This is a genomic window from Streptomyces sp. NBC_01571 (assembly GCF_026339875.1).
In the GTDB taxonomy this organism is placed as follows: domain Bacteria; phylum Actinomycetota; class Actinomycetes; order Streptomycetales; family Streptomycetaceae; genus Streptomyces.
The window spans coordinates 6,138,043-6,159,392 of the sequence record NZ_JAPEPZ010000001.1; the positions used below are offsets into that span (position 1 = coordinate 6,138,043).

Consider the following 21,350-nt stretch of genomic DNA (forward strand, 5'->3'; position numbering starts at 1 on the left):
GAAGCGCGGGTACTCTTGCAGTTCGTTATGTGTATTGGCTTGCTCATTCTCACGTGAGGGGCCCTTACACCGGTCCACCGGGGCCGATGACCAGCGACCAGCACTCGGTATGCGTCACCGAGGTGCGGTCAGGGCTGTCGTGATCGTCCGTGGTGGCCATGTCAGGACCCACTCACTGAAGAAGCGAAGGCTACGACCGTGCGTACGTACAGCCCCAAGCCCGGCGACATCACTCGCCAGTGGTACGTCATCGACGCCCAGGATGTCGTCCTGGGTCGTCTGGCGACCACTGCAGCGAACATCCTGCGGGGCAAGCACAAGCCGATCTATGCGCCCCACGTAGACGCTGGTGACTTCGTCATCATCATCAACGCCGACAAGGTGCACCTCTCCGGCAACAAGAAGACCCAGAAGCTGGCGTACCGCCACTCCGGTTACCCGGGTGGTCTGCGCTCCGTCCGTTACGACGAGCTGCTGGCGAAGAACCCCGAGAAGGCCGTCGAGAAGGCCATCAAGGGCATGGTTCCGAAGAACACCCTGGGCCGTCAGGTGCTCTCGAAGCTGAAGGTCTACGCGGGCGAGAACCACCCGCACGCTGCGCAGCAGCCGGTCCCGTTCGAGATCACCCAGGTCGCGCAGTAGTTCCGGCCACCCCCTAAGACGAAAAAGAATCTGAGGAGAATCGTGGCCGAGACCACCGTTGAGCAGCCGGTCGAAGAGACTGAGCTCGTCGACATCGAGAACTACACCACCGAGTCCGAGGTCCCCGTCGAGGGCGAGTACACCTCGGAGTCGCTCGCGGGCCGCTTCGGCGACCCGCAGCCGGCCGCCGGCCTGGGCCGTCGCAAGAACGCCATCGCCCGCGTCCGGATCGTCCCGGGCACCGGCAAGTGGAAGATCAACGGTCGCACCCTTGAGGACTACTTCCCCAACAAGGTGCACCAGCAGGAAGTCAACGAGCCCTTCAAGGTGCTCGAGCTCGACAACCGCTACGACGTCATCGCCCGTATCTCGGGTGGCGGCGTCTCCGGTCAGGCCGGTGCGCTCCGTCTCGGTGTCGCCCGCGCGCTGAACGAGGCCGACGTCGACAACAACCGCCCGGCGCTGAAGAAGGCCGGCTTCCTCAAGCGCGACGACCGTGCGGTCGAGCGCAAGAAGGCCGGTCTCAAGAAGGCCCGTAAGGCCCCGCAGTACAGCAAGCGTTAATCACCGCCTGCTGGTATTCGTACGACCGTTCGCCCCGGCGGCACGCTGTGTGCCGTCGGGGCGTTCGTTTATCACCAGCCCAGGGCGTATAACGGCACAAGGCGCTCAAAGGCTTGCATGATCGGATGACTTCCGAATACTGAGCATTATCAGGAGGACACCAGTGGGACGACTCTTCGGCACGGACGGCGTGCGCGGTGTCGCCAACGCGGATCTGACGGCCGAGCTCGCGCTCGGTCTCTCCGTAGCGGCGGCGCATGTGCTGGCCGAGGCGGGTACGTTCGAGGGCCACCGGCCGGTGGCGGTGGTCGGGCGGGATCCGCGCGCGTCCGGGGAGTTCCTGGAGGCCGCCGTGGTCGCGGGCCTGGCCAGCGCGGGCGTGGACGTCCTGCGCGTCGGTGTGCTGCCCACCCCCGCGGTGGCGTACCTCACCGGTGTGCTGGGTGCCGACCTCGGTGTGATGCTCTCGGCGAGCCACAACGCCATGCCGGACAACGGCGTCAAGTTCTTCGCCCGCGGCGGGCACAAGCTCGCCGACGAGCTGGAGGACAGGATCGAGGCCGTGTACGACGAGCACCGCACCGGTGCTCCCTGGGACCGGCCCACGGGTTCGGGTGTCGGGCGCGTGCGCTCGTACGACGAGGGCTTCGACCAGTACGTCGCCCACCTGATCGGTGTGCTCCCGAACCGTCTCGACGGTCTCAAGGTCGTCCTGGACGAGGCGCACGGTGCCGCCGCCCGGGTGTCCCCGGAGGCCTTCGCGCGGGCCGGCGCGGAGATCGTCACGATCGGTACCGCCCCGGACGGCCTGAACATCAACGACGGCTGCGGGTCCACGCACCTCGACCTCCTCAAGGCCGCCGTCGTCGAGCACGGCGCCGATCTCGGCATCGCGCACGACGGTGACGCCGACCGCTGCCTCGCCGTGGACCACACGGGCGCCGAGGTGGACGGCGACCAGATCCTGGCCGTACTCGCGCTGGCGATGCGGGAGCGTTCCGCACTGCGCTCCGACACCGTTGTCGCGACGGTCATGTCCAACCTGGGTTTCAAGCTCGCCATGGAGCGCGAGGGCGTCGGCCTCATCCAGACCGCGGTCGGTGACCGCTACGTCCTGGAGGAGATGAAGCAGCACGGGTACGCGCTCGGCGGCGAGCAGTCCGGCCATGTGATCATCCTCGACCACGCCACGACCGGCGACGGCACGCTGACCGGCCTGATGCTGGCGGCCCGGGTCGCCCAGACGGGCCGTACGCTCCAGGACCTCGCGTCCGTCATGGAGCGGCTGCCGCAGGTCCTCATCAACGTCCCCGACGTCGACCGCTCGCGGGTGAACAGCTCCGCCGAGCTGGCGGCCGCGGTCGCCGAGGCCGAGCGTGAACTCGGCACCACCGGACGGGTGCTGCTGCGTCCCTCCGGCACCGAGCCGCTCGTCCGGGTCATGGTCGAGGCCGCCGACATCGACCATGCCCGGTCGGTGGCCGGCCGGCTCGCGGACGCCGTGAAGTCCTCGCTCGGCTAACCGAGGGGTGTCACCGCACGCTGCCTCGCCCAGAACCACTTCTGGGCGAGCAGGGTGAGCGTGCCCGAGAGCACGATGCCGCCCAGATTCGCGAGCAACTGCCAGGTGGAGCCCCAGGTCTGGGAGTAGTCCGCGTAGCTGAGGGCGACCGCCGCGTTCGCCGCCGCCGGGACTGTGGTCACCGAGATCGCGACGCCGATCAGCGCGCCCGACTTCGCGGACGTGAGGGAGAGGGTGCCCGCGATCCCCGCGAGGAAGGCCACGACGAACGACATCCAGTCGGGCTTCCAGATGAAGGCCGTGTTCGGCCGGGGCGCCTCCACCATCGCCTTCTCGAACAGGCCCAGGCCGTCGAGGAGCCGACTGAAGCCCGCGGTCAGCACCATGGCGAGGGCGAATCCGGCGAGCAGCGCCCACAGCGACCGCCACACCAGGTGCGGGGCGCGCCGCACCAGCGCCGTCGAGATCCCGGCGAGCGGCCCGAACTCCGGTCCCACGGCCATCGCGCCGACGATCAGGATCGCGTTGTCCAGCATCACACCGCAGGCCGCGAGCATCGTCGCGACCGCCAGCAGCGCCACATACGTGACGCTGAGCGTCGACTCCTCGTGCGAGGCGTCCGCCAGGTGCTCCCACAGCACCGCGTCCGTCCCCTCGCCCGGCGCCTCCTCCTCGGCCCTGTCGGCGCGCCGGGAGAGCGACAGGTCGATGTTGTCGACGGCGATCGAGCCGGTCCGGTCGAGGTCGAACTCCCTCAGCGCGCCGATCAGTTCGTCACCCGCCTCGCGTGCGACGTCGCACATGACGACGTCCCCGGCCGGGTCGCGGGCGGCGCCGGGCAGCACGACGAGATGGGTGGTGCCGACCGTACGCCCGATCAGGCGCACCACCTCGTCGGTCCGTCCGGCCGGTGTGATCAGACGCAGATGCAGCATGCCGCGCAGGGTAGCCGCAGCGAACCGCCGGTGGCCGCGGGGGACTACAGCTTGCGCAGACTGAGGCGCTGCACCTTGTGGTCCGGACCCTTGCGGACGACGAGGGCGGCGCGGCCACGGGTGGGGGCCACGTTCTCCATCAGGTTGGGCTTGTTGATGGTCCGCCAGGTCGTGCGGGCGTAGTCGAGTGCCTCCTCCTCGGAGACCTGGGTGTACTTGCGGAAGTACGAGGAGGGGTTCTGGAAGGCGGTGGCGCGCAGCTTGCGGAAGCGGTTGAGGTACCAGGCCTCGATGTCCTCGGCGCGGGCGTCGACGTACACGCTGAAGTCGAAGTAGTCGGCGAGGCCGACGCGGGTGCGGCCGTCCTTGCCCGGCAGGGCGGGCTGGAGCACGTTCAGGCCTTCGACGATGAGGATGTCGGGGCGGCGGACCGTGAGCTTCCGGCCGGGGACGATGTCGTAGATGAGGTGGGAGTAGACAGGGGCGGTGACCTCGTCCTTGCCCGCCTTGATGTCGGCGACGAACCGGGTGAGGGCCCGGCGGTCGTACGACTCGGGGAAGCCCTTCCGCGACATCAGGCCACGTGCCTCCAGCTCCTTGGTGGGGAGCAGGAAGCCGTCAGTGGTCACGAGTTCGACGCGAGGGTGTTCGGGCCAGCGGGAGAGCAGGGCCTGGAGAAGGCGGGCGACGGTGGACTTTCCGACGGCGACCGACCCCGCCACGCCTATCACGAACGGGGTGCCGGACTGCGAGCCCTTCTCGCCGAGGAAGGTGTTCAGCGCCCCTCTCAGCCCGTCCGTGGCACCGACGTACAGATTCAGCAGTCTGGACAGCGGCAGATAGATGTCCCGCACCTCGTCGAGGTCGATGACATCGCCCAGACCGCGCAGCTTCTCGACCTCCTCGGCGTTCAGCGGCAGCGGCGTCTTTTCGCGCAGCGCGCTCCACTCGGCACGGGTGAGATCGACGTAGGGAGTCGCCTCCGGCTTGTGCCGGTGGGCGCTCCGGGGCATCGGGGAGACCGGAGAGATCACAGTCCATTGTTACGGGAGTGTGGACGGGGTGGGGCGTGGGGTCCGTCACGCGGGGTCGTCCGGACGTCGCCCGAGGGGCGCTCCGGGGGCGCTCCGGGAACGTCCGGGAGTGATCGGGGTCCCCGGGACGGGTGCGGGAAGGCGGCTGGAATTTCCGATATCGGGCACGGGATGCCGAGATGCGGCGGGTGTCGGCCCTTAGGCTGCGCGCATGTGCGGAATCGTGGGATACGTGGGGTCGCAGTCGGCGCTTGACGTGGTGATGGCCGGACTGAAGCGACTGGAGTACCGGGGGTACGACTCGGCGGGCGTCGCCGTACCGGCGGACGGCGGACTGGCCGCGGCGAAGAGGGCCGGGAAACTGGTCAACCTGGAGAAGGAGCTGGTCGACCGGCCACTGCCGACCGGGACGACCGGGATCGGGCACACCCGCTGGGCCACCCACGGCGGCCCCACGGATGCGAACGCGCATCCGCACCTCGACAACGCGGGCCGCGTCGCCGTCGTCCACAACGGGATCATCGAGAACTTCGCCGAACTGCGCGCCGAACTCACCGAGCGCGGCCACGAGCTGGTCTCCGAGACCGACACCGAGGTGGTCGCGCACCTGCTCGCCGAGGAGTTCTCGGTCTGCGCCGACCTCGCGGAGGCGATGCGGCTGGTGTGCCGGCGCCTGGAGGGCGCGTTCACGCTGGTCGCGGTGCACGCCGACACGCCGGACGTGGTGGTGGGCGCGCGCCGCAACTCGCCGCTCGTGGTGGGGGTCGGCGAGGGCGAGGCCTTCCTCGCCTCGGACGTCACCGCGTTCATCGACCACACGCGGTCGGCGATCGAGCTGGGCCAGGACCAGGTGGTGGAGCTGCGCCGGGACGGCGTGACGGTCACCGGTTTCGACGGGCGGCCCGCCGACGTGCGCTCGTACCACGTGGACTGGGACGCGGCGGCGGCCGAGAAGGGCGGCTACGACTACTTCATGCTCAAGGAGATCGCCGAGCAGCCCAAGGCGGTCGCCGACACGCTCCTCGGCCGCATCGACGCGGGTGGCTCGCTCAGGCTGGACGAGGTGCGGATTCCCGTGCGCGAGCTGCGGGAGGTCGACAAGGTCGTCATCGTGGCCTGCGGTACGGCCTTCCACGCCGGGCTGATCGCCAAATACGCCATCGAGCACTGGACGCGGATCCCGTGCGAGGTGGAGCTGGCCAGCGAGTTCCGCTACCGCGACCCCATCCTGGGCGCGCGTGCCCTGGTCATCGCGATCTCCCAGTCCGGCGAGACCATGGACACCCTCATGGCGCTGCGGCACGCGCGGGAACAGGGCTCCAAGGTGCTGGCGATCTGCAACACCAACGGCTCGACGATCCCGCGCGAGTCGGACGCGGTGCTCTACACGCACGCGGGCCCGGAGGTCGCGGTCGCCTCGACCAAGGCGTTCCTCACCCAGCTGGTGGCCTGCTACCTGGTCGCGCTGTATCTCGGCCAGGTGCGCGGCACCAAGTGGGGCGACGAGATCCAGGCCGTGATCCGGGACCTGTCCCACATCTCCGGCGAGGTCGAACGGGTCCTGGAGACCATGGAGCCGGTACGGGAACTGGCGCGGACGCTCGCGGACAAGCGGACGGTCCTGTTCCTCGGCCGGCACGTCGGCTATCCGGTCGCGCTGGAGGGCGCCCTCAAGCTCAAGGAACTCGCGTACATGCACGCCGAGGGCTTCGCGGCGGGCGAGCTGAAGCACGGGCCGATCGCGCTGATCGAGGAGGACCTGCCGGTCGTCGTGGTCGTGCCCTCGCCGCGCGGCCGGTCCGTCCTGCACGACAAGATCGTGTCCAACATCCAGGAGATCCGGGCCCGGGGCGCGCGCACGATCGTGATCGCGGAGGAGGGCGACGAGGCGGTGGTGCCGTACGCCGACCACCTGATCCGCATTCCGGTGACCCCGACCCTGCTCCAGCCGCTGGTGGCCACGGTTCCCCTGCAGGTGTTCGCCTGCGAGCTGGCGACGGCCCGGGGCAACGAGGTGGACCAGCCGCGCAACCTGGCGAAGTCGGTGACGGTGGAGTGAGCGCGTCCGGTGGCCGCTTCGGGCGCGGGGCGGCCACCGGACCGGTTCCACCGCGGTGCGGGCCGCTCCGGTCCCGTTCCCGGGACCGGAGCGGAGCCGTGACAGGACGGCGGCGGGAGATAGCGGGACGGCGGGCGGGACGGTCGTAGGGTGCTCGGCATGAGCATCATCGGGGTCGGTATCGACGTGGCCGAGATCGACCGGTTCCGCGCGTCGCTGGAGCGTACGCCGGGGCTGGCCCAACGGCTCTTCCTGGAGCAGGAGTTGCACCTGCCGAGCGGGGAGCGCCGGGGCATCGCCTCGCTCGCCGTGCGGTTCGCCGCGAAGGAGGCGGTCGCCAAGGCGCTGGGCGCTCCGGGCGGAATGCACTGGACGGACGCCGAGGTCTATGTCGAGGACAGCGGCCGGCCGCGGCTGCGGGTGCGGGGCACCGTGGCGGCACGCGCGGCCGAACTGGGCGTCATGTCGTGGCATGTGTCGCTCAGCCATGACGCGGGCGTGGCTTCGGCGGTGGTGATCGCGGAGGGGTAGCGCGGCCGGGGCGGCACGGAGGGGCTCCGTACGGGAGACTCGGTCCCATGCGTACTGCGTACAGCGTGGAGACCGTGAGGGCCGCCGAACGGGAGCTGATGGCACGGCTCCCCGAGGGGGCGTTGATGCAGCGGGCGGCCGCCGGACTCGCCGCCGCCTGCGCGGACGTGCTGGGGCGGGTGTACGGCAGCCGGGTCGTGCTGCTGGTCGGCAGCGGGGACAACGGCGGGGACGCGCTGTACGCGGGCGCGCGCCTCGCCCGGCGCGGGGCGGGCGTCACCGCGCTGCTGCTCGCGCCCGAACGCACCCATGCCACGGGGCTGGCCGCGCTGCGACGGGCCGGCGGCGGCACGGTCGCGGGCGGGGACGGCTTCCTCGGCACCGCGCGGGAACTGATCCGGCGGGCCGACCTCGTCGTCGACGGCATCGTGGGGATCGGGGGCGAGGGCGGTCTGCGGCCCGACGCGGCGCCGCTCGCGGAGTTCGCCGCGGACTCCCGTGCGGTGGTGGTCGCCGTGGACCTGCCGAGCGGTGTCGAGGCGGACACCGGAGAGGTCCGGGGTCCGGCGGTCCGCGCCGATCTCACGGTGACCTTCGGGACCCACAAGCCGGGGCTGCTGATCGATCCGGCGCGCGAGTACGCCGGTTCCGTGCGCCTCGTGGACATCGGGCTCGATCTGCCCGACGCGGCCGAACTGGAAGCCCTCCAGCACGTGGACGTGGCGGCGCGGCTGCCCGCGCCGGGGGCGGAGAGCGACAAGTACCGGCGGGGCGTGGTGGGGATCGCGGCCGGGTCCGCCCGGTATCCCGGCGCCGCCGTGCTCGCCGTCTCCGGGGCACTGCGCGGCGGGGCGGGGGCGGTGCGCTACGTCGGGCCCGCGGCGGACGCCGTGATCTCCCGTTTCCCCGAGACGCTGGTGTCGGACCTGGGGCCCGCGCGGGCCGGGCGGGTGCAGGCGTGGGTGGTGGGGCCCGGCGCCGGGGACGACGCGTCGGCGGTGGCCGAGGTGCTGGAGGCGGAGGTGCCGGTGCTCGTCGACGCGGACGGGCTGCGGCTGGCGGACCGTGAGACGGTGCGCGGGCGTACCGCGCCGACGCTGCTGACCCCGCATGCCGGGGAGGCGGCGGCGTTGCTCGGGGTGTCGCGGGAGTCGGTGGAGAGGGCCCGGCTGGCGTCCGTGCGGGAGCTGGCGGCGCGGTACGGGGCGACGGTGCTGCTGAAGGGGTCGACGACGCTGGTCGCCGATCCGGGGGGCGGGGTGGTGCGGGTGAATCCGACGGGGACCGCGTGGCTGGCCACCGCGGGGAGCGGGGATGTGCTGTCGGGGCTTGCCGGGTCGCTGCTCGCGTCGGGGCTGTCGGCGTTGGACGCGGGGAGTGTGGGGGCGTATCTCCATGGGCTGGCGGGGCGGCTTGCGGCGGAGGGGGCTCCGGTGGGGGCGCATGACGTCGCGGAGGCGGTACGGGACGCTTGGCGCGACGTGATGGGCTGACCCGGGGATCTCTCGCCCCCGCCGCCCCTACCCGACCCGTCCCTGGGTGCTCCGTCCCCAGACCCCCGCTTCGGCCTTAAGGGCCTTGTCCTCAAGCGCCGGACGGGCTGGAGATGCGGGCCCGCGCTGATGGGGCGCCCTCGAGGGCTGACGCCCGGGGTCATGCATGTCAGCCCGTCCGGCGTTTGAGGACGAGCCCTTCGGGCGAGCGGGGGTCCAGGGGGCGCAGCCCCTTTGGCGGGGTCTGGGGTGGAGCCCCAGGGACAGGACGGGTCGGGTAGGGGCGGGGGGGCGAAAGAGGCTGGGGCGTTGCCCATAACGGGGGACCCCGTCCGCGCGGCTCACCCCCTCGCGCCCCCGCGTTGCGTATCGCTGATCGCATGATGATGAGCAGACGAATGGCCTGCCGAAGCGCGGTGGTGATGCTGGCGCTGCTGACGGTACTGCCCGCACAGACCGCCCTGGCCGACGCGGACGGCCCCCTGACGCCCGGCCCGGAGGCCCTGCTGGTGCCCGGCCGGGCGGCGGCCACGGGGTTCCTGGTGCCCGGCGTGGCGCCCGGCCCGCGCCTGTCGTGGCAGGGGCCGGCGGACACGCCGGACCAGATGCTCCCGCCGGAGGCATACACGCCGAGCGCCCGCGAGGACGCCGTGGAACCGCGGGATGCCACCGCCGAGGCGGACGCCCTGATCGAGTACGTCCCGCCGGCCGGCGCCGCCGACAGGGCCCTGTCGTGCAGCAGGCGGACCGGCCCCTACCAGCGCCAGGTCGAGCGCTGGCTGAAGCTGAGGGTGGACGGCCGGCAGTCCGGCGGCGACTGCCGCGCGATCCGGACGTTCCAGTCCCGCCACGGGATCAAGCCGATCACCGGTTTCGCCGGACCCGTGACCTGGGCCCGTATGCAGCTGCTGTCCGCGCGCAAGAACCCGAACGCGGCCGGGAAGTGCCCCGTCCGCTCCTCCCGCGTCGCCTGCGTGGACCTGACCCGGCAGCTCACCTGGGTGCAGAAGGGGAAGAAGGTGCTGTGGGGACCGGTGCCGATGCGCAGCGGGCGGGCCGGGTACCGGACCAGGACCGGCCAGTTCAAGATCTACTGGAAGCACAAGAACCACTGGTCGACGCTGTACAACAGCCCCATGCCGTACAGCCAGTTCTTCAGCGGCGGCCAGGCCTTCCACGCCATCTACGGCAGTGTCTACGACCGGCACGGCTCGTGGGGCTGCGTCAATCTGCGCCTCGCCGACGCCCGCTCGCTGTGGAACGTGCTCAGGAAGGGCGACCGGGTGTCCGTGTGGGGCCACAGGGCCGGTACCTGACCGTCCGGCGTCGTCCGAGTCCGTGGGAGCCGGAGATCGTCCGAGACCGTGCGGGCCGCCCGAAGGGCACCGGCACAGGGGGGCCGTCGGACCCCTCTGAGACACTGGGGGCGCGATGAACGAGACAGCACCGCTGCGCGCCCGCGCAGAGATCGACCTGGCCGCCCTGCGGGCCAACGTGCGGACCCTGCGCGCCCACGCGCCGTCCGCGGCCCTGATGGCCGTGGTCAAGTCCGACGCGTACGGCCACGGCGCGGTCCCGTGCGCCCGCGCGGCGCTGGAGGCCGGCGCCACCTGGCTCGGCACCGCCACCCCCGAGGAAGCCCTCGCCCTGCGGGCGGCGGGCATCCCGGGGCGCGTCATGTGCTGGCTGTGGACCCCGGGGGGCCCCTGGCGGGAGGCCGTGGAGGCCGACCTCGACGTGTCGGTCAGCGGGATGTGGGCGCTGCGGGAGGTCGTCGCGGCGGCCACGGCCGCCGGTGTCCCGGCCCGTGTCCAGCTCAAGGCCGACACCGGGCTCGGACGCAGCGGCTGCCAGCCCGCCGACTGGCCCGAACTGGTCACGGAGGCCCTGCGCGCCGAGGCCGGGGGACGCGTCCGGATCACCGGCCTCTGGTCGCACTTCGCCTGCGCCGACGAGCCGGGCCATCCCTCCGTGCGGGCCCAACTGACCCTGTTCCGCGAGATGGTGGCGTACGCCGAGGAGCGGGGCGTGCGCCCCGAGGTGCGGCACATCGCCAACTCGCCGGCCACGCTGACCCTGCCCGAGAGCCACTTCGACCTCGTCCGTACGGGGATCGCGGTCTACGGCATCTCGCCCAGCCCCGAGATCGGCACCCCGGCCGACTTCGGGCTGCGCCCGGTGATGACGCTGAGCGCGTCGCTGGCGCTGGTCAAGCACGTACCGGGGGGGCACGGCGTCAGTTACGGGCACCACTACGTCACTCCGGTCCCCACCACCCTCGGCCTGATCCCCGTCGGCTACGCGGACGGCATCCCCCGGCACGCCTCCGGTACCGGCCCGGTGCTGGTCGGGGGCAAATGGCGGACGGTCGCGGGCCGGGTCGCGATGGACCAGTTCGTGGTCGACCTCGGCGGGGACGAGCCGGAGCCCGGCACGGAGGCGGTCCTCTTCGGCCCGGGCGACCGCGGGGAGCCGACCGCCGAGGACTGGGCACGGGCGGCGGGCACGATCGCCTACGAAATCGTCACCCGGATCGGAACCCGGGTGCCGCGCGTACACGTGAACAGGGAACAGGACGGGTAACCGCACAGAGTGCCCCGTGCAGGACAACAGGACATGCGGACCCCAGCGGGGGCGTCAGTCACAGCAGCACCAAGAGCACGACACGCACCACCAGCACCACCAGCACCACCAGCACCACCAGCACCACCGATACCAACGGACGCATCAGTGGACGAGATCCCGGCGAAGAGGAGCGGTACGTGAGCGAGAGCAGCGCGGAGGCCGTGACGGACGTCGCCGCGGCGGCCGTCGCCTCCGCCGCCGGGAGCTGGCGCAAGGCCGGTATCGCCGGCGTCGCCATAGGCGTGGTCGCCGCGGGCGCCGCGGCCGGAGTCGCCATAGAGAGGCTCACGGTCGGCCGCGGCATGCGGAACAAGGCGCGGCTCGCGCTCGACTCGACCGGCCCGTACGGCTCCCTGCGCGGTACCCCGGGCAAGGCGTACGCGGACGACGGCACCGAGCTGTACTACGAGGTGGACGACATCGAGCAGGACGTCACGTTCACCCCGCGCCGCCGCCGGCTCTTCGGACGCAAGGCCCCGGCTCCCGTCACGGTCGTCTTCTGCCACGGCTACTGCCTCAACCAGGACTCCTGGCACTTCCAGCGGGCCGCGCTGCGCGGGGTGGTGCGCACGGTGCACTGGGACCAGCGCAGTCACGGCCGCTCCGGGCGCGGGGTCGCCCAGTCGAAGGACGGCACGCCGGTCACCATCGACCAGCTCGGCCGCGACCTGAAGGCCGTCATCGACGCCGCCGCGCCCGAGGGGTCGGTCGTGCTGGTCGGGCACTCGATGGGCGGCATGACCGTCATGGCCCTCGCCGACCAGTACCCCGAGCTGATCAGGGACCGGGTCGTCGCCGCCGCCCTCGTCGGTACGTCGTCGGGGCGGCTCGGCGAGGTCAACTTCGGGCTGCCCGTCGCGGGCGTCAACGTGGTACGGCGGGTGCTGCCCGGGGTGCTGAAGGCGCTCGGTCAGCAGGCCGCCCTGGTGGAGCGCGGGCGGCGGGCCACGGCCGACCTGTTCGCGGGCATCATCAAGCGGTACTCGTTCGCCTCCCGGGACGTCGACCCGGCCATCGCGCGGTTCGCCGAACGGATGATCGAGGGCACGCCGATCGACGTGGTCGCGGAGTTCTACCCGGCCTTCACCGACCACGACAAGACCGAGGCGCTGGCGCGCTTCGCCGATCTGCCGGTGCTGGTGCTGGCCGGCGTCGGGGACATGGTGACGCCGAGCGAGCACAGCGAGGCGATCGCCGACCTGCTGCCGGACGCCGAGCTGGTGCTCGTACCGGACGCCGGACACCTGGTCATGCTGGAGCGCCCCGAGGTGGTCATGGACCGCGTCGCCGACCTTCTGATGCGCGCGGGCGCCGTCCCGGCAGGGGCTACCGTGGGTGGCTATGGAAGCACCAACAGCACCGCACAACCCGGCTGAGCCCGCCGCCGCGCGGGCCGGCGTCCACGTCACCGTCAACTCGCCCGAACAGATGCGGGAGCTGGGCCTTCACCTGGCCGAGCTGCTGCGCGCGGGCGATCTGGTGATGCTCAACGGGGAACTCGGCGCGGGCAAGACGACTCTGACCCGCGGACTCGGCGAGGGGCTGGGCGTGCGGGGCGCGGTCACGTCCCCGACGTTCGTCATCGCCCGCGTGCACCCCTCCCTGGTCGACGGTCCGCCGCTCGTGCACGTGGACGCGTACCGGCTGGGCGGCGGGCTCGACGAGATGGAGGACCTCGACCTCGACGTGTCGCTCTCCGACTCGGTGATCGTCGTGGAGTGGGGCGAGGGCAAGGTCGAGGAGCTGACTGACGACCGCCTGCACGTCGTCATCCACCGGGCGGTGGGCGACACCACGGACGAGGTACGGCACGTCACGCTGACCGGGCTCGGCGCGCGCTGGGCGAGCGCCGACCTGAACGTGCTCACGGTGTAGCCCCCGGCTTCAGGTTTCGACGCGGGGCCGTGCGTTCGCACGGGTTCCGACAAGTCGTCGGCAAGATGTTGCGTTCGGCATCCCGGCCGTGGTCACATGGAGATCAGGTCGTAGTTAGGTGTACCTAACTGCTTGCCCCCGAAGCCCCAGGAGGCGTCCATGTCGGCATCAGAACGTGACGGGCGCGACCTGCCGGCGCAGCAGGCGGGTGCGGTGGCCGGGGTGTCGATGCGGGATCTGCTGGCGTCGTGCGCCGCCGCCGAGGCGGTGTCGAGGCCGCCGCGGGCGCCGCGGGCGCCGGTGTCCGAGGCCGGTCGGGGGGACGAGCGGTCCCGTAGCGCAGCGTAGGGCTCCGCCGGGCCTGGGTGCGCCGGTGTGCGGGTGCGTGTGACTGTGCGGGTGGGGTGTGGCTGGGTGCGCGGTTCCCCGCGCCCCTGGTGGGGCGCTGTCACTGGGCGTGGATTGCTCGTCGAGGCGGTCTCGTGTGCCTGTGCGGGTGGGGTGTGGCTGGGTGCGCGGCCCCGCGCCCCTGGTGGGGCGCTGTCACTGGGCGTGGATTGCTCGTCGAGGCGGTCTCGTGTGCCTGTGCGGGTGGGGTGTGGCTGCGTGCGCGGTTCCCCGCGCCCCTGGTGGGGCGCTCTGCTGGGCGTCGGTTGCTCGGTGACGGTCGGGTGGGGCTACTGGATGACGACGACCTTGACGCCGACCGTCGCGAACGTCCACATCGCGTCGCCGTCGGCGCGGGACTCGCGGATGCCGCCGAGCCTCTTCGCCGGGTCGGGGGCGGACGTCGAGCCGTCCGTGGCCGCGCTGAAGCCGATCACGACGCCGTCGACCACGCTGAACCGCACGACGTGCTCGATCTGCGCGCCGTCCGATCCGGTGACGGTCCTGCCGCGTGAGGTGACGGCGTACGTGCCCACGACCGGGTCCAGGGTGCCGGGCGTGACCGCGAAGGTGCGCTGGGTCTTGTTGTTCTCCCCGACCAGCCACACACGGTCGTCGTCGATCGAGTAGACGACCCGCTCGCCGGTGCCGGAGTCGCCGGGCAGCGCCACCGGGTTCTTCCGGTCCCGGGGTGCCTTCGTGAAGGCCTTGGGGGACGTGCCCGCGCGGGGCCCGGCCAGCTGGTCAGGCGCGTTCGCCGACGCCTGGTAGGCGAGGAAGCCGACCACGGCGACAGCCGTGGCGGTGAGCCCGGCCACGAATCCCGAGCTGCTCCTGGCCACCTTGTGCCACCTCTCGTACCTTGATCGCGCCCAGTATGTCCTGTGTGGTGACGGTAGCAGCACGGGTCCGGCAGACCACGGCGGCCGTGCTCCGGTCCGCCGGACACCCCCCGGGCGCCGTACGCTGTTTGCGTGCTCTTGCTCGCTCTGGATACCGCCACCCCCGCCGTGACCGTCGCCCTGCACGACGGCACGTCCGTCATCGCCTCGTCGAGCCAGGTGGACGCGCGCCGGCACGGAGAGCTGTTGCTGCCCGCCGTCGACCGCGTGCTCGCCGCGGCCGGTCTGCGGCTCGACGCCGTCACCGGTGTCGTCGTCGGCGTCGGCCCCGGCCCGTACACGGGGCTGCGCGTCGGCCTCATGACCGCCGACACCTTCGGCCTCGCGCTCGGCGTCCCGGTGCACGGCCTGTGCACCCTCGACGGGCTCGCCTACGCCGCCGACATCGACGGCCCCTTCGTCGTCGCGACGGACGCGCGGCGCAAGGAGGTGTACTGGGCCCGGTACGCCGACTCGCGCACCCGCGTCTCCGAGCCCGCCGTCGACCGGCCCGGCGACCTCGCCCTCGACGGCCTGCCCGCCGTCGGCGCGGGCGCCCTGCTCTACCCCGACACCTTCCCGGACGCCCGCGCGCCCGAGCACGTCTCGGCGGCCGCGCTCGCGTCGCTGGCGGCGGAGCGGCTGGCCGCGGGCGAGGAGCTGGAGCCGCCCCGGCCGCTCTACCTGCGCCGCCCGGACGCCCAGGTGCCCAAGAACTACAAGGTGGTCACCCCCAAGTGACCGTCGTGCTGCGCGAGATGCGCTGGTGGGACATCAATCCCGTCCTGGAGCTGGAGAAGGACCTCTTTCCCGAGGACGCCTGGTCGCGGGGGATGTTCTGGTCCGAGCTGGCCCACGCCCGCGGGCCGGAGGCGACCCGTCGGTACGTGGTCGCCCTCGACGGTGACCGGCTCGTCGGGTACGCGGGGCTCGCCGCCGCCGGTGACCTCGGCGACGTGCAGACGATCGCCGTCCGCCGCGAGCAGTGGGGCACCGGCCTCGGCGCCCGGCTGCTGGCCGAACTGCTGCGGGCCGCGACCGCGTTCGAGTGCGCCGAGGTGATGCTCGAGTGCCGCGTCGACAACGTACGCGCGCAGAAGCTGTACGAGCGCTTCGGCTTCGAACCCATCGGCTTCCGGCGCGGCTACTACCAGCCGGGGAACGTCGACGCCCTGGTGATGCGCCTCAACGACCCTTCCACCTCAGTAAACGGCGTACAAGGAACCGAGATCAATGGCTGACGAACCGCTCGTCCTCGGCATCGAGACCTCCTGCGACGAGACCGGCGTCGGCATCGTCCGCGGCACCACCCTGCTCGCGGACGCCATCGCGTCCAGTGTCGACGAGCACGCCCGCTTCGGCGGGGTCGTGCCGGAGGTCGCCTCCCGCGCGCACCTCGAGGCGATGGTGCCGACCATCGAGCGCGCCCTGAAGGACGCGGGGGTGAGCGCCCGTGACCTCGACGGGATCGCGGTGACCGCGGGGCCCGGACTCGCCGGCGCGCTGCTCGTCGGCGTCTCGGCGGCGAAGGCGTACGCGTACGCCCTGGGGAAGCCGCTGTACGGCGTCAACCACCTCGCCTCGCACATCTGCGTGGACCAGCTGGAGCACGGCGCGCTGCCGGAACCGACGATGGCGCTGCTGGTCTCGGGCGGCCACTCCTCGCTGCTCCTGTCCACCGACATCACCTCGGACGTCCGTCCGATGGGCGCGACCATCGACGACGCGGCGGGCGAGGCCTTCGACAAGATCGCACGCGTGCTGAACCTCGGCTTCCCCGGCGGTCCGGTCATCGACCGGTACGCCAGGGAGGGCGACCCGCGGGCCATCGCCTTCCCGCGCGGGCTCACCGGGCCGCGCGACCCGGCGTACGACTTCTCCTTCTCCGGTCTGAAGACCGCCGTGGCCCGCTGGATCGAGGCGAAGCGGGCGGCGGGTGAGGAGGTGCCGGTGCGCGACGTGGCCGCGTCCTTCCAGGAGGCGGTGGTGGACGTGCTGACCCGCAAGGCCGTACGGGCCTGCAAGGACCAGGGGGTCGACCACCTGATGATCGGCGGCGGTGTGGCCGCGAACTCCCGGCTGCGCGTCCTGGCCCAGGAGCGCTGCGAGGCCGCCGGGATCCGGCTGCGGGTGCCCCGGCCGAAGCTGTGCACGGACAACGGCGCGATGGTGGCCGCGCTCGGCGCCGAGATGGTCGCCCGCAACCGCGCCGCGTCCGACTGGGACCTGTCCGCGGACTCGTCCCTGCCGGTGACCGATCCGCACGTGCCGGGGCACGGTCACCCGCACACGCACGATCACGTGCACGAGGTCTCGAAGGAGAACCTCTACCCGTGACCGTCGCGCTGATGTGGGAGGCCCGTGCCGTGGCCGGCCGGGGTGGGGACCTGCTCGCCTGGGTGCGGCGGCAGGAGAGCGCGGGGGAGCCGGTCCGGCGCGAGATCCTGCGGGCGCCGCAGGACCGGGTCCTCGTCATCACCTGGTGGGACGCCGACTACGACGCGGACCTGCCCGAACTGCCCGAGCCGGACGGCGATTTGGTGACCCGTGCCGTCCACCGGTGGCGGTTCGAGTCCGTGCCGGAGGACTGACCGGGGCCGGTGCGGTCCGCCGACCGCCCCCGGTTGGCCGGTGACGGTCGGCGCCCGGACACCCTCGGAAGGCTTCCCGCCTGTGTCCGCGCGGTGCCTCAGTCGTCCGTCGACACCTCGCAGCGCAGTCGCCGGTCCGAGCCCAGTACCCGTCGCGGCCCGGTCAGCGACAACCGCGCGGTGTGCCGAGTCTCCGCGCTCGACGCCGCCAGTCGCAGCTCCAGCGCGCCCGGCTCGACCACCCGCTCGCCCGAGCGGTCGGTGAAGCCCGACAGGTCCGCGTGGAAGCCGAAGGTGACCCGGCGGGCCTCGCCGGGTGTCAGGCGCAGGCGCTGGTAGCCGATCAGCCGCACGTCCGGACGCGTCACCGACGCCACCGGGTCGTGCAGGTAGAGCTGGACGACTTCGGTGCCGGCGCGGTCGCCGGTGTTGCGGACGGTGACCGAGAGGTCGTACGAGCCGTCCGTCGCGATCTCCGCGTCCGTTCCCCGGAAGTCCTCCCAGGCGAACGTCGTGTACGAGTGGCCGTGGCCGAAGGCGTGGAGCGGGGTGGGGTCCAGGTTGCTGACCTCGCTCGCGAGGCCGAGCGGGGGCTGGAGGTAGGTCCAGGGCTGGCCGCCGGGCAGCCGCGGCACGCTCACCGGGAGGCGCCCCGAGGGGTCGACGCGGCCGGACAGCACACCGGCGATCGCCGGGCCGCCCTCCTCGCCCGGGAAGAACGCCTGCACCACGGCGCCCAGCCGGCCGTCCCAGCGGCCCAGCGCGTAGGGGCGGCCGGTCAGCAGGACCAGCACCACCGGGACGCCGGTGTCGACCAGCGCGTCCAGCAGTTCGCTCTGGACGCCGGGCAGCCGGAGGTCGGAGGCGTCGCAGCCCTCGCCGGACGTGCCCCGGCCGAACAGCCCGGCGCGGTCGCCGAGCACGACCACGCACACGTCGGCTTCCGACGCCCGCGCCACCGCCTCGGCGAAACCGGACGTGTCGGGGTCCGAGACGCCGCAGCCCTCCGCGAACGTCACCTTGGTGTCCGGGAGTTCGGCGCGCAGCGAGTCGAGGACCGTGGGGATGTCGATGCCCATCGGCACGTCGGGGTGGTGCATGAGGACGTGGGAGGGGAAGGAGTAGCAGCCGAGCATCGCGAGCGGGTCCGCGGCACGGGGGCCGACGACCGCGACTCGGGTCTCGGGAGCCAGCGGCAGCAGCCCGTCCGGGTTGTCCAGCAGGACCACCGACGCCTCCGCCAGCCGGCCGGCCAGATCCCGGTTGGCCGCCGAGTCCAGGTCGACGGGGCCTTGGCGCTCGGGCTCCCAGTCCTCGTCCAGGAGGCCCAGTTCGCACTTCTGCAGCAGTACGCGGCGCGCCGCCCGGTCGATCAGCGACTCGGGGGTGCTGCCGCCGCGTACGGCGTCCACGAGCGGTTTTCCGTAGCAGTTCACCGTCGGCAGTTCGACGTCGATGCCGGCCGCCAGCGCCGCGTGGGCCGCCTCGGCCGGGCTTCCCGCCACCCGGTGCAGGGTCTGGAGGAAACCGACGCCGAAGTAGTCGGCGACCACGGTTCCGGTGAAGCCCCACCGCTCCCGCAGGAGTTCGGTCAGCAGCCGGGTGTCCGCCGACGCCGGGACGCCGTCCGTCTCGTTGTACGCCGCCATCACCGAACGGGCGCCGCCCTCGCGCAGCGCCATCTCGAACGGCGGGAGCGTGACGTCCGCGAACTCCCGCGCGCCCGCCCGCACCGGCGCCAGGTTCCGTGCCCCCGCCGACGACGCGTACCCGGCGAAGTGCTTCAGCGTGGCGACGATGCCGGCCGATTCCAGGCCCCGCACGTAGGCCGTGCCGATCGTGCCGACGAGGTACGGGTCCTCGCCGATCGTCTCCTCGACCCGGCCCCAGCGCAGGTCGCGGACCACGTCGAGGACGGGCGCCAGGCCCTGGTGCACGCCGACCGAGCGCAGGTCGTCGCCGATGCGTCCGCCCAGCTCCTCGACCAGCTCCGGGTCGAAGGTGGCGCCCCAGGCGAGCGGGACGGGATAGGCCGTCGCGCGCCAGGCGGTGAATCCCGCCAGGCACTCCTCGTGGGCGACCGCGGGGATGCCGAAGCGGCCGGCGTCGGCGATCGCCCGCTGGGCGCGGGCCAGAGCGCGCGCGCCCAGCGCCGGGTCCACCGGGGCGGTGCCGAAGGAGCGGGTCAGCTGGCCGAGCCCGGAGGTGATCAGCTCGTCCCAGTTCTGGTCGGCGGTCATCTCGTGCTGGAGCGGGGCGACTCCGTCGCCGTCCGTCGCCGCGCCCACCCACACGCCGTACAGCTGGGCGGCCTTCTCCTCCACGGTCATCCGGGAGAGCAGGTCGTCGACGCGGGCTGCCGGAGTGAGTGAAGGGTCGCGCCAGGGAGCGGTGGTCATGAAACTCCTGTCAGGGAAGAGGGGTTCGACTGCCCCCGGTCGTACACGTTCACTTGCCGCCCACTCCCATGAGGCCGCCGACCAGCGCGCGGCGGGCCACCAGGTACACGACGAAGATCGGGACACCGGAGAGGACCACGGAGGCCAGCAGCGCGGGGATGTTCACGCCGAACTCGCTCACGTAGTTGAACAGGCCGAGGGTCAGGACCCGGGGGCCGTCGGACTGCGTGAAGATCAGCGGGAAGAGGAGCCCGTTCCAGGCCTGGAGCGCCGCGTAGACGACCACGGTGCTGATGCCGCCCTTGGCCAGCGGGATGACCAGCTGGAACAGCATCCGGGTGGTGGAGGCGCCGTCCAGTCCCATCGCCTCGTACAGGTCCTCGGAGATGTCCCGCAGGGTGCCGGTGAGGATCAGCACCGACACCGGCATCGCGAAGGCGGCCGTCGGCAGGATGATCGCGAGCAGGCTGTCGTAGAGGTTCAGCTTGGTGATCATCAGGTAGAGGGGGACCACGACGGCCTGCGCCGGGATCGCGACGCCCAGCAGGAACAGCCGGAAGGCGGCCCCCGACCACACGCTCCGGGTCCGCACGGCGACGTAGGAGAGCGGGACGCACAGCGCCAGGACGATCACGACGACCGCGGCCGCCACGAGCGCGGTGTTCCACAGCAGGTGGCCGAAGCCGTTGTGCAGGACGGTGTCGTAGTTGTCCAGCGTCGGGTGGGACGGCGGCTTGAGGGCGTTGTGGCCCAGCGCCTCGCTCTGGTGGGTGAGCGAGGCCGAGATCATCGCGTAGACCGGGACGATCACGACGGCCAGCCAGATCACCGAGCCGGCTCCGGCGAGCGGGTTGGCACGCCGGGACCAGTGCCTGCGGCGGGGCGCGGTCCGGTCGGGGCCCGGAGCGGGGGCGGTCTTCACAGGGCGCCGCAAGGTGTCGTGTGACACGTCGTCACATTCCTTCCCGGGTGCTGCGCATCGCGCCGAAGCCGGACAGCCGCACCATCAGCAGGGACAACGCGGTCGCGGCGATCACCAGGAACGAGGCGACCGCGCTCGCGTAGCCGAAGTCGTAACTCTTGAAGCCCGCCTGGTACATCAGGTACGGCAGGATCGCCGTGTCCGTGCCGGGGCCGCCCTGGGTGAGGATGAGGACCGTCTCGAAGTAGGTGAGCGAGCCGACGACCATCAGCACACCGGACGTGGTGGCGGTGTTGCGCAGCTGCGGCAGGGTGATCGAGAAGAACTGCCGCAGGCGTCCGGCGCCGTCGATGGCCGCGGCCTGGTAGAGCACCTCGGGGATCTGCCGTGCGCCACCCTGGTAGATGAGCGTGTGGAACGGGATGAACTGCCAGCCGCCGACGAAGACGATCGCGAGGAACGCTCCGCTGGTCGTGCCGAGGGTGTCCGCGTGGATGATGCCGAAGTTCGGGTCGAGCAGCGCGTAGAACAGCAGCGAGATCGCCGTCGACGACAGCAGGAACGGCGTGAAGAAGATCGCCGAGAGGACCGCGCGGTTGCGCTGCCTGCCCGCCGCCCACACGCCCAGCAGCAGCGAGATCACCGTCTGGAACACCCAGCTCACCACCGTCAGTGCCACGGTGACCGTCAGGGACTGGGTGAGCCGGTCGTCGTTCAGCAGCTTGCGCCAGTTCGCGAGGCCCACCGGCCGCGGGTCGCCCAGGCCGTTCCACTGCGTGAACGAGAGGTAGAAGGCCAGCACCATCGGGCCGACGGCGAAGAACACGAAGAACAGGATCCCGGGCAGTGCCAGCGCCGCGCTCGGGCGGCCTGCCCTGTCGTGTGCGGCG

General features: G+C 72.1%; 21 protein-coding genes. 15 read left to right on the plus strand and 6 right to left on the minus strand.

Annotated features, from left to right (window positions below; genetic code table 11):
• Positions 1–198 precede the first annotated feature (198 nt).
• The 3 genes from rplM to glmM all read left to right on the plus strand — a co-directional run bounded on the left by rplM (position 199) and on the right by glmM (position 2,728).
• Positions 199–642: a 50S ribosomal protein L13 gene (gene rplM, locus OHB41_RS27840; RefSeq protein ID WP_168529673.1), complete on the plus strand. Its 444-nt coding sequence runs from the start codon at positions 199–201 to the stop codon at positions 640–642.
• Between the two features lie 42 nt (positions 643–684).
• Positions 685–1,206, plus strand: a complete 522-nt coding sequence (gene rpsI, locus OHB41_RS27845) for a 30S ribosomal protein S9 (protein ID WP_060895271.1) — start codon at positions 685–687, stop codon at positions 1,204–1,206.
• A 163-nt stretch (positions 1,207–1,369) separates the two neighbouring features.
• Positions 1,370–2,728, plus strand: coding sequence for a phosphoglucosamine mutase (gene glmM, locus OHB41_RS27850; RefSeq protein WP_266700858.1), 1,359 nt, complete (start codon positions 1,370–1,372; stop codon positions 2,726–2,728).
• On the opposite strand, the gene OHB41_RS27855 is transcribed toward glmM, so the two are convergent.
• The gene (locus tag OHB41_RS27855; protein WP_266700859.1) at positions 2,725–3,663 is read right to left on the minus strand and encodes a DUF389 domain-containing protein; all 939 of its coding nucleotides are present in this window, start codon (positions 3,661–3,663) and stop codon (positions 2,725–2,727) included. The genes glmM and OHB41_RS27855 overlap by 4 nt on opposite strands.
• Positions 3,664–3,707: 44 nt before the next feature.
• Entirely contained in the window at positions 3,708–4,676 is a 969-nt protein-coding gene (gene coaA, locus OHB41_RS27860) for a type I pantothenate kinase (RefSeq protein WP_266700860.1), read from the minus strand.
• A 232-nt stretch (positions 4,677–4,908) separates the two neighbouring features.
• On the opposite strand from coaA, the gene glmS reads away from it, so the two are divergent.
• From glmS to OHB41_RS27900, 8 genes are all read left to right on the plus strand, one after another.
• The gene (gene glmS, locus OHB41_RS27865; RefSeq protein WP_266700861.1) at positions 4,909–6,756 is read left to right on the plus strand and encodes a glutamine--fructose-6-phosphate transaminase (isomerizing); all 1,848 of its coding nucleotides are present in this window, start codon (positions 4,909–4,911) and stop codon (positions 6,754–6,756) included.
• Between the two features lie 159 nt (positions 6,757–6,915).
• Positions 6,916–7,287 carry a holo-ACP synthase gene (locus OHB41_RS27870; RefSeq protein ID WP_266700862.1) on the plus strand — a complete coding sequence of 124 codons (372 nt, stop codon included), beginning with the start codon at positions 6,916–6,918 and terminating at the stop codon, positions 7,285–7,287.
• Positions 7,288–7,334: 47 nt separating this feature from the next.
• Entirely contained in the window at positions 7,335–8,780 is a 1,446-nt protein-coding gene (locus OHB41_RS27875; protein ID WP_266700863.1) for an NAD(P)H-hydrate dehydratase, read from the plus strand.
• A 398-nt stretch (positions 8,781–9,178) separates the two neighbouring features.
• The gene (locus OHB41_RS27880; RefSeq protein WP_266700864.1) at positions 9,179–10,096 is read left to right on the plus strand and encodes a L,D-transpeptidase family protein; all 918 of its coding nucleotides are present in this window, start codon (positions 9,179–9,181) and stop codon (positions 10,094–10,096) included.
• Positions 10,097–10,211: 115 nt separating this feature from the next.
• Positions 10,212–11,363, plus strand: a complete 1,152-nt coding sequence (alr, locus tag OHB41_RS27885; protein ID WP_266700865.1) for an alanine racemase — start codon at positions 10,212–10,214, stop codon at positions 11,361–11,363.
• A 179-nt stretch (positions 11,364–11,542) separates the two neighbouring features.
• Positions 11,543–12,781: an alpha/beta fold hydrolase gene (locus OHB41_RS27890; RefSeq protein ID WP_266700866.1), complete on the plus strand. Its 1,239-nt coding sequence runs from the start codon at positions 11,543–11,545 to the stop codon at positions 12,779–12,781.
• On the plus strand, positions 12,747–13,280 hold the full coding sequence (gene tsaE, locus OHB41_RS27895; protein ID WP_266700867.1) for a tRNA (adenosine(37)-N6)-threonylcarbamoyltransferase complex ATPase subunit type 1 TsaE: 534 nt from the start codon (positions 12,747–12,749) through the stop codon (positions 13,278–13,280). Before OHB41_RS27890 ends, tsaE begins: the two co-directional genes overlap by 35 nt.
• A 159-nt stretch (positions 13,281–13,439) precedes the next feature.
• Positions 13,440–13,628, plus strand: coding sequence for a hypothetical protein (locus OHB41_RS27900; RefSeq protein WP_266700868.1), 189 nt, complete (start codon positions 13,440–13,442; stop codon positions 13,626–13,628).
• Positions 13,629–13,957: 329 nt separating this feature from the next.
• On the opposite strand, the gene OHB41_RS27905 is transcribed toward OHB41_RS27900, so the two are convergent.
• Complete coding sequence (locus OHB41_RS27905; RefSeq protein ID WP_266700869.1) at positions 13,958–14,509, minus strand: hypothetical protein; 552 nt, start codon at positions 14,507–14,509, stop codon at positions 13,958–13,960.
• A 132-nt stretch (positions 14,510–14,641) separates the two neighbouring features.
• On the opposite strand from OHB41_RS27905, the gene tsaB reads away from it, so the two are divergent.
• Genes tsaB through OHB41_RS27925 form a run of 4 tightly spaced genes read left to right on the plus strand, consistent with a single transcriptional unit; the run spans position 14,642 to position 17,139 of the window.
• Complete coding sequence (gene tsaB, locus OHB41_RS27910) at positions 14,642–15,289, plus strand: tRNA (adenosine(37)-N6)-threonylcarbamoyltransferase complex dimerization subunit type 1 TsaB (RefSeq protein ID WP_266700870.1); 648 nt, start codon at positions 14,642–14,644, stop codon at positions 15,287–15,289.
• A gap of 17 nt (positions 15,290–15,306) precedes the next feature.
• Positions 15,307–15,789 (plus strand): ribosomal protein S18-alanine N-acetyltransferase, encoded by a 483-nt coding sequence (rimI, locus tag OHB41_RS27915; protein WP_266706176.1) that lies wholly within the window; start codon positions 15,307–15,309, stop codon positions 15,787–15,789.
• A complete protein-coding gene (tsaD, locus tag OHB41_RS27920) occupies positions 15,782–16,885 on the plus strand; it encodes a tRNA (adenosine(37)-N6)-threonylcarbamoyltransferase complex transferase subunit TsaD (RefSeq protein ID WP_266700871.1) in 1,104 nt (367 codons plus the stop codon). Before rimI ends, tsaD begins: the two co-directional genes overlap by 8 nt.
• The gene (locus tag OHB41_RS27925) at positions 16,882–17,139 is read left to right on the plus strand and encodes a hypothetical protein (protein WP_266700872.1); all 258 of its coding nucleotides are present in this window, start codon (positions 16,882–16,884) and stop codon (positions 17,137–17,139) included. Before tsaD ends, OHB41_RS27925 begins: the two co-directional genes overlap by 4 nt.
• A 98-nt stretch (positions 17,140–17,237) precedes the next feature.
• Here the strand turns inward: OHB41_RS27925 and OHB41_RS27930 are convergent, their stop codons facing one another.
• From OHB41_RS27930 to OHB41_RS27940, 3 genes are read right to left on the minus strand one after another with little or no spacing between them, the layout of a single operon-like run.
• Complete coding sequence (locus tag OHB41_RS27930) at positions 17,238–19,538, minus strand: beta-xylosidase/alpha-l-arabinosidase (RefSeq protein ID WP_266700873.1); 2,301 nt, start codon at positions 19,536–19,538, stop codon at positions 17,238–17,240.
• A gap of 49 nt (positions 19,539–19,587) precedes the next feature.
• Complete coding sequence (locus OHB41_RS27935) at positions 19,588–20,487, minus strand: carbohydrate ABC transporter permease (RefSeq protein WP_392868652.1); 900 nt, start codon at positions 20,485–20,487, stop codon at positions 19,588–19,590.
• Between the two features lie 4 nt (positions 20,488–20,491).
• Entirely contained in the window at positions 20,492–21,307 is an 816-nt protein-coding gene (locus OHB41_RS27940) for a carbohydrate ABC transporter permease (protein ID WP_526025065.1), read from the minus strand.
• Between the last annotated feature and the right edge of the window lie 43 nt (positions 21,308–21,350).

Coding starts and splice junctions, on each gene's coding strand:
- OHB41_RS27855 (WP_266700859.1), bottom strand. CDS start 3,663: ATGCTGCATCTGCGTCTGATCACACCGGCCGGACGGACCGACGAGGTG.
- coaA (WP_266700860.1), bottom strand. CDS start 4,676: ATGCCCCGGAGCGCCCACCGGCACAAGCCGGAGGCGACTCCCTACGTC.
- glmS (WP_266700861.1), top strand. CDS start 4,909: ATGTGCGGAATCGTGGGATACGTGGGGTCGCAGTCGGCGCTTGACGTG.
- OHB41_RS27870 (WP_266700862.1), top strand. CDS start 6,916: ATGAGCATCATCGGGGTCGGTATCGACGTGGCCGAGATCGACCGGTTC.
- OHB41_RS27875 (WP_266700863.1), top strand. CDS start 7,335: ATGCGTACTGCGTACAGCGTGGAGACCGTGAGGGCCGCCGAACGGGAG.
- OHB41_RS27880 (WP_266700864.1), top strand. CDS start 9,179: ATGGCCTGCCGAAGCGCGGTGGTGATGCTGGCGCTGCTGACGGTACTG.
- alr (WP_266700865.1), top strand. CDS start 10,212: ATGAACGAGACAGCACCGCTGCGCGCCCGCGCAGAGATCGACCTGGCC.
- tsaE (WP_266700867.1), top strand. CDS start 12,747: ATGGAAGCACCAACAGCACCGCACAACCCGGCTGAGCCCGCCGCCGCG.
- OHB41_RS27900 (WP_266700868.1), top strand. CDS start 13,440: ATGTCGGCATCAGAACGTGACGGGCGCGACCTGCCGGCGCAGCAGGCG.
- rimI (WP_266706176.1), top strand. CDS start 15,307: ATGCGCTGGTGGGACATCAATCCCGTCCTGGAGCTGGAGAAGGACCTC.
- tsaD (WP_266700871.1), top strand. CDS start 15,782: ATGGCTGACGAACCGCTCGTCCTCGGCATCGAGACCTCCTGCGACGAG.
- OHB41_RS27930 (WP_266700873.1), bottom strand. CDS start 19,538: ATGACCACCGCTCCCTGGCGCGACCCTTCACTCACTCCGGCAGCCCGC.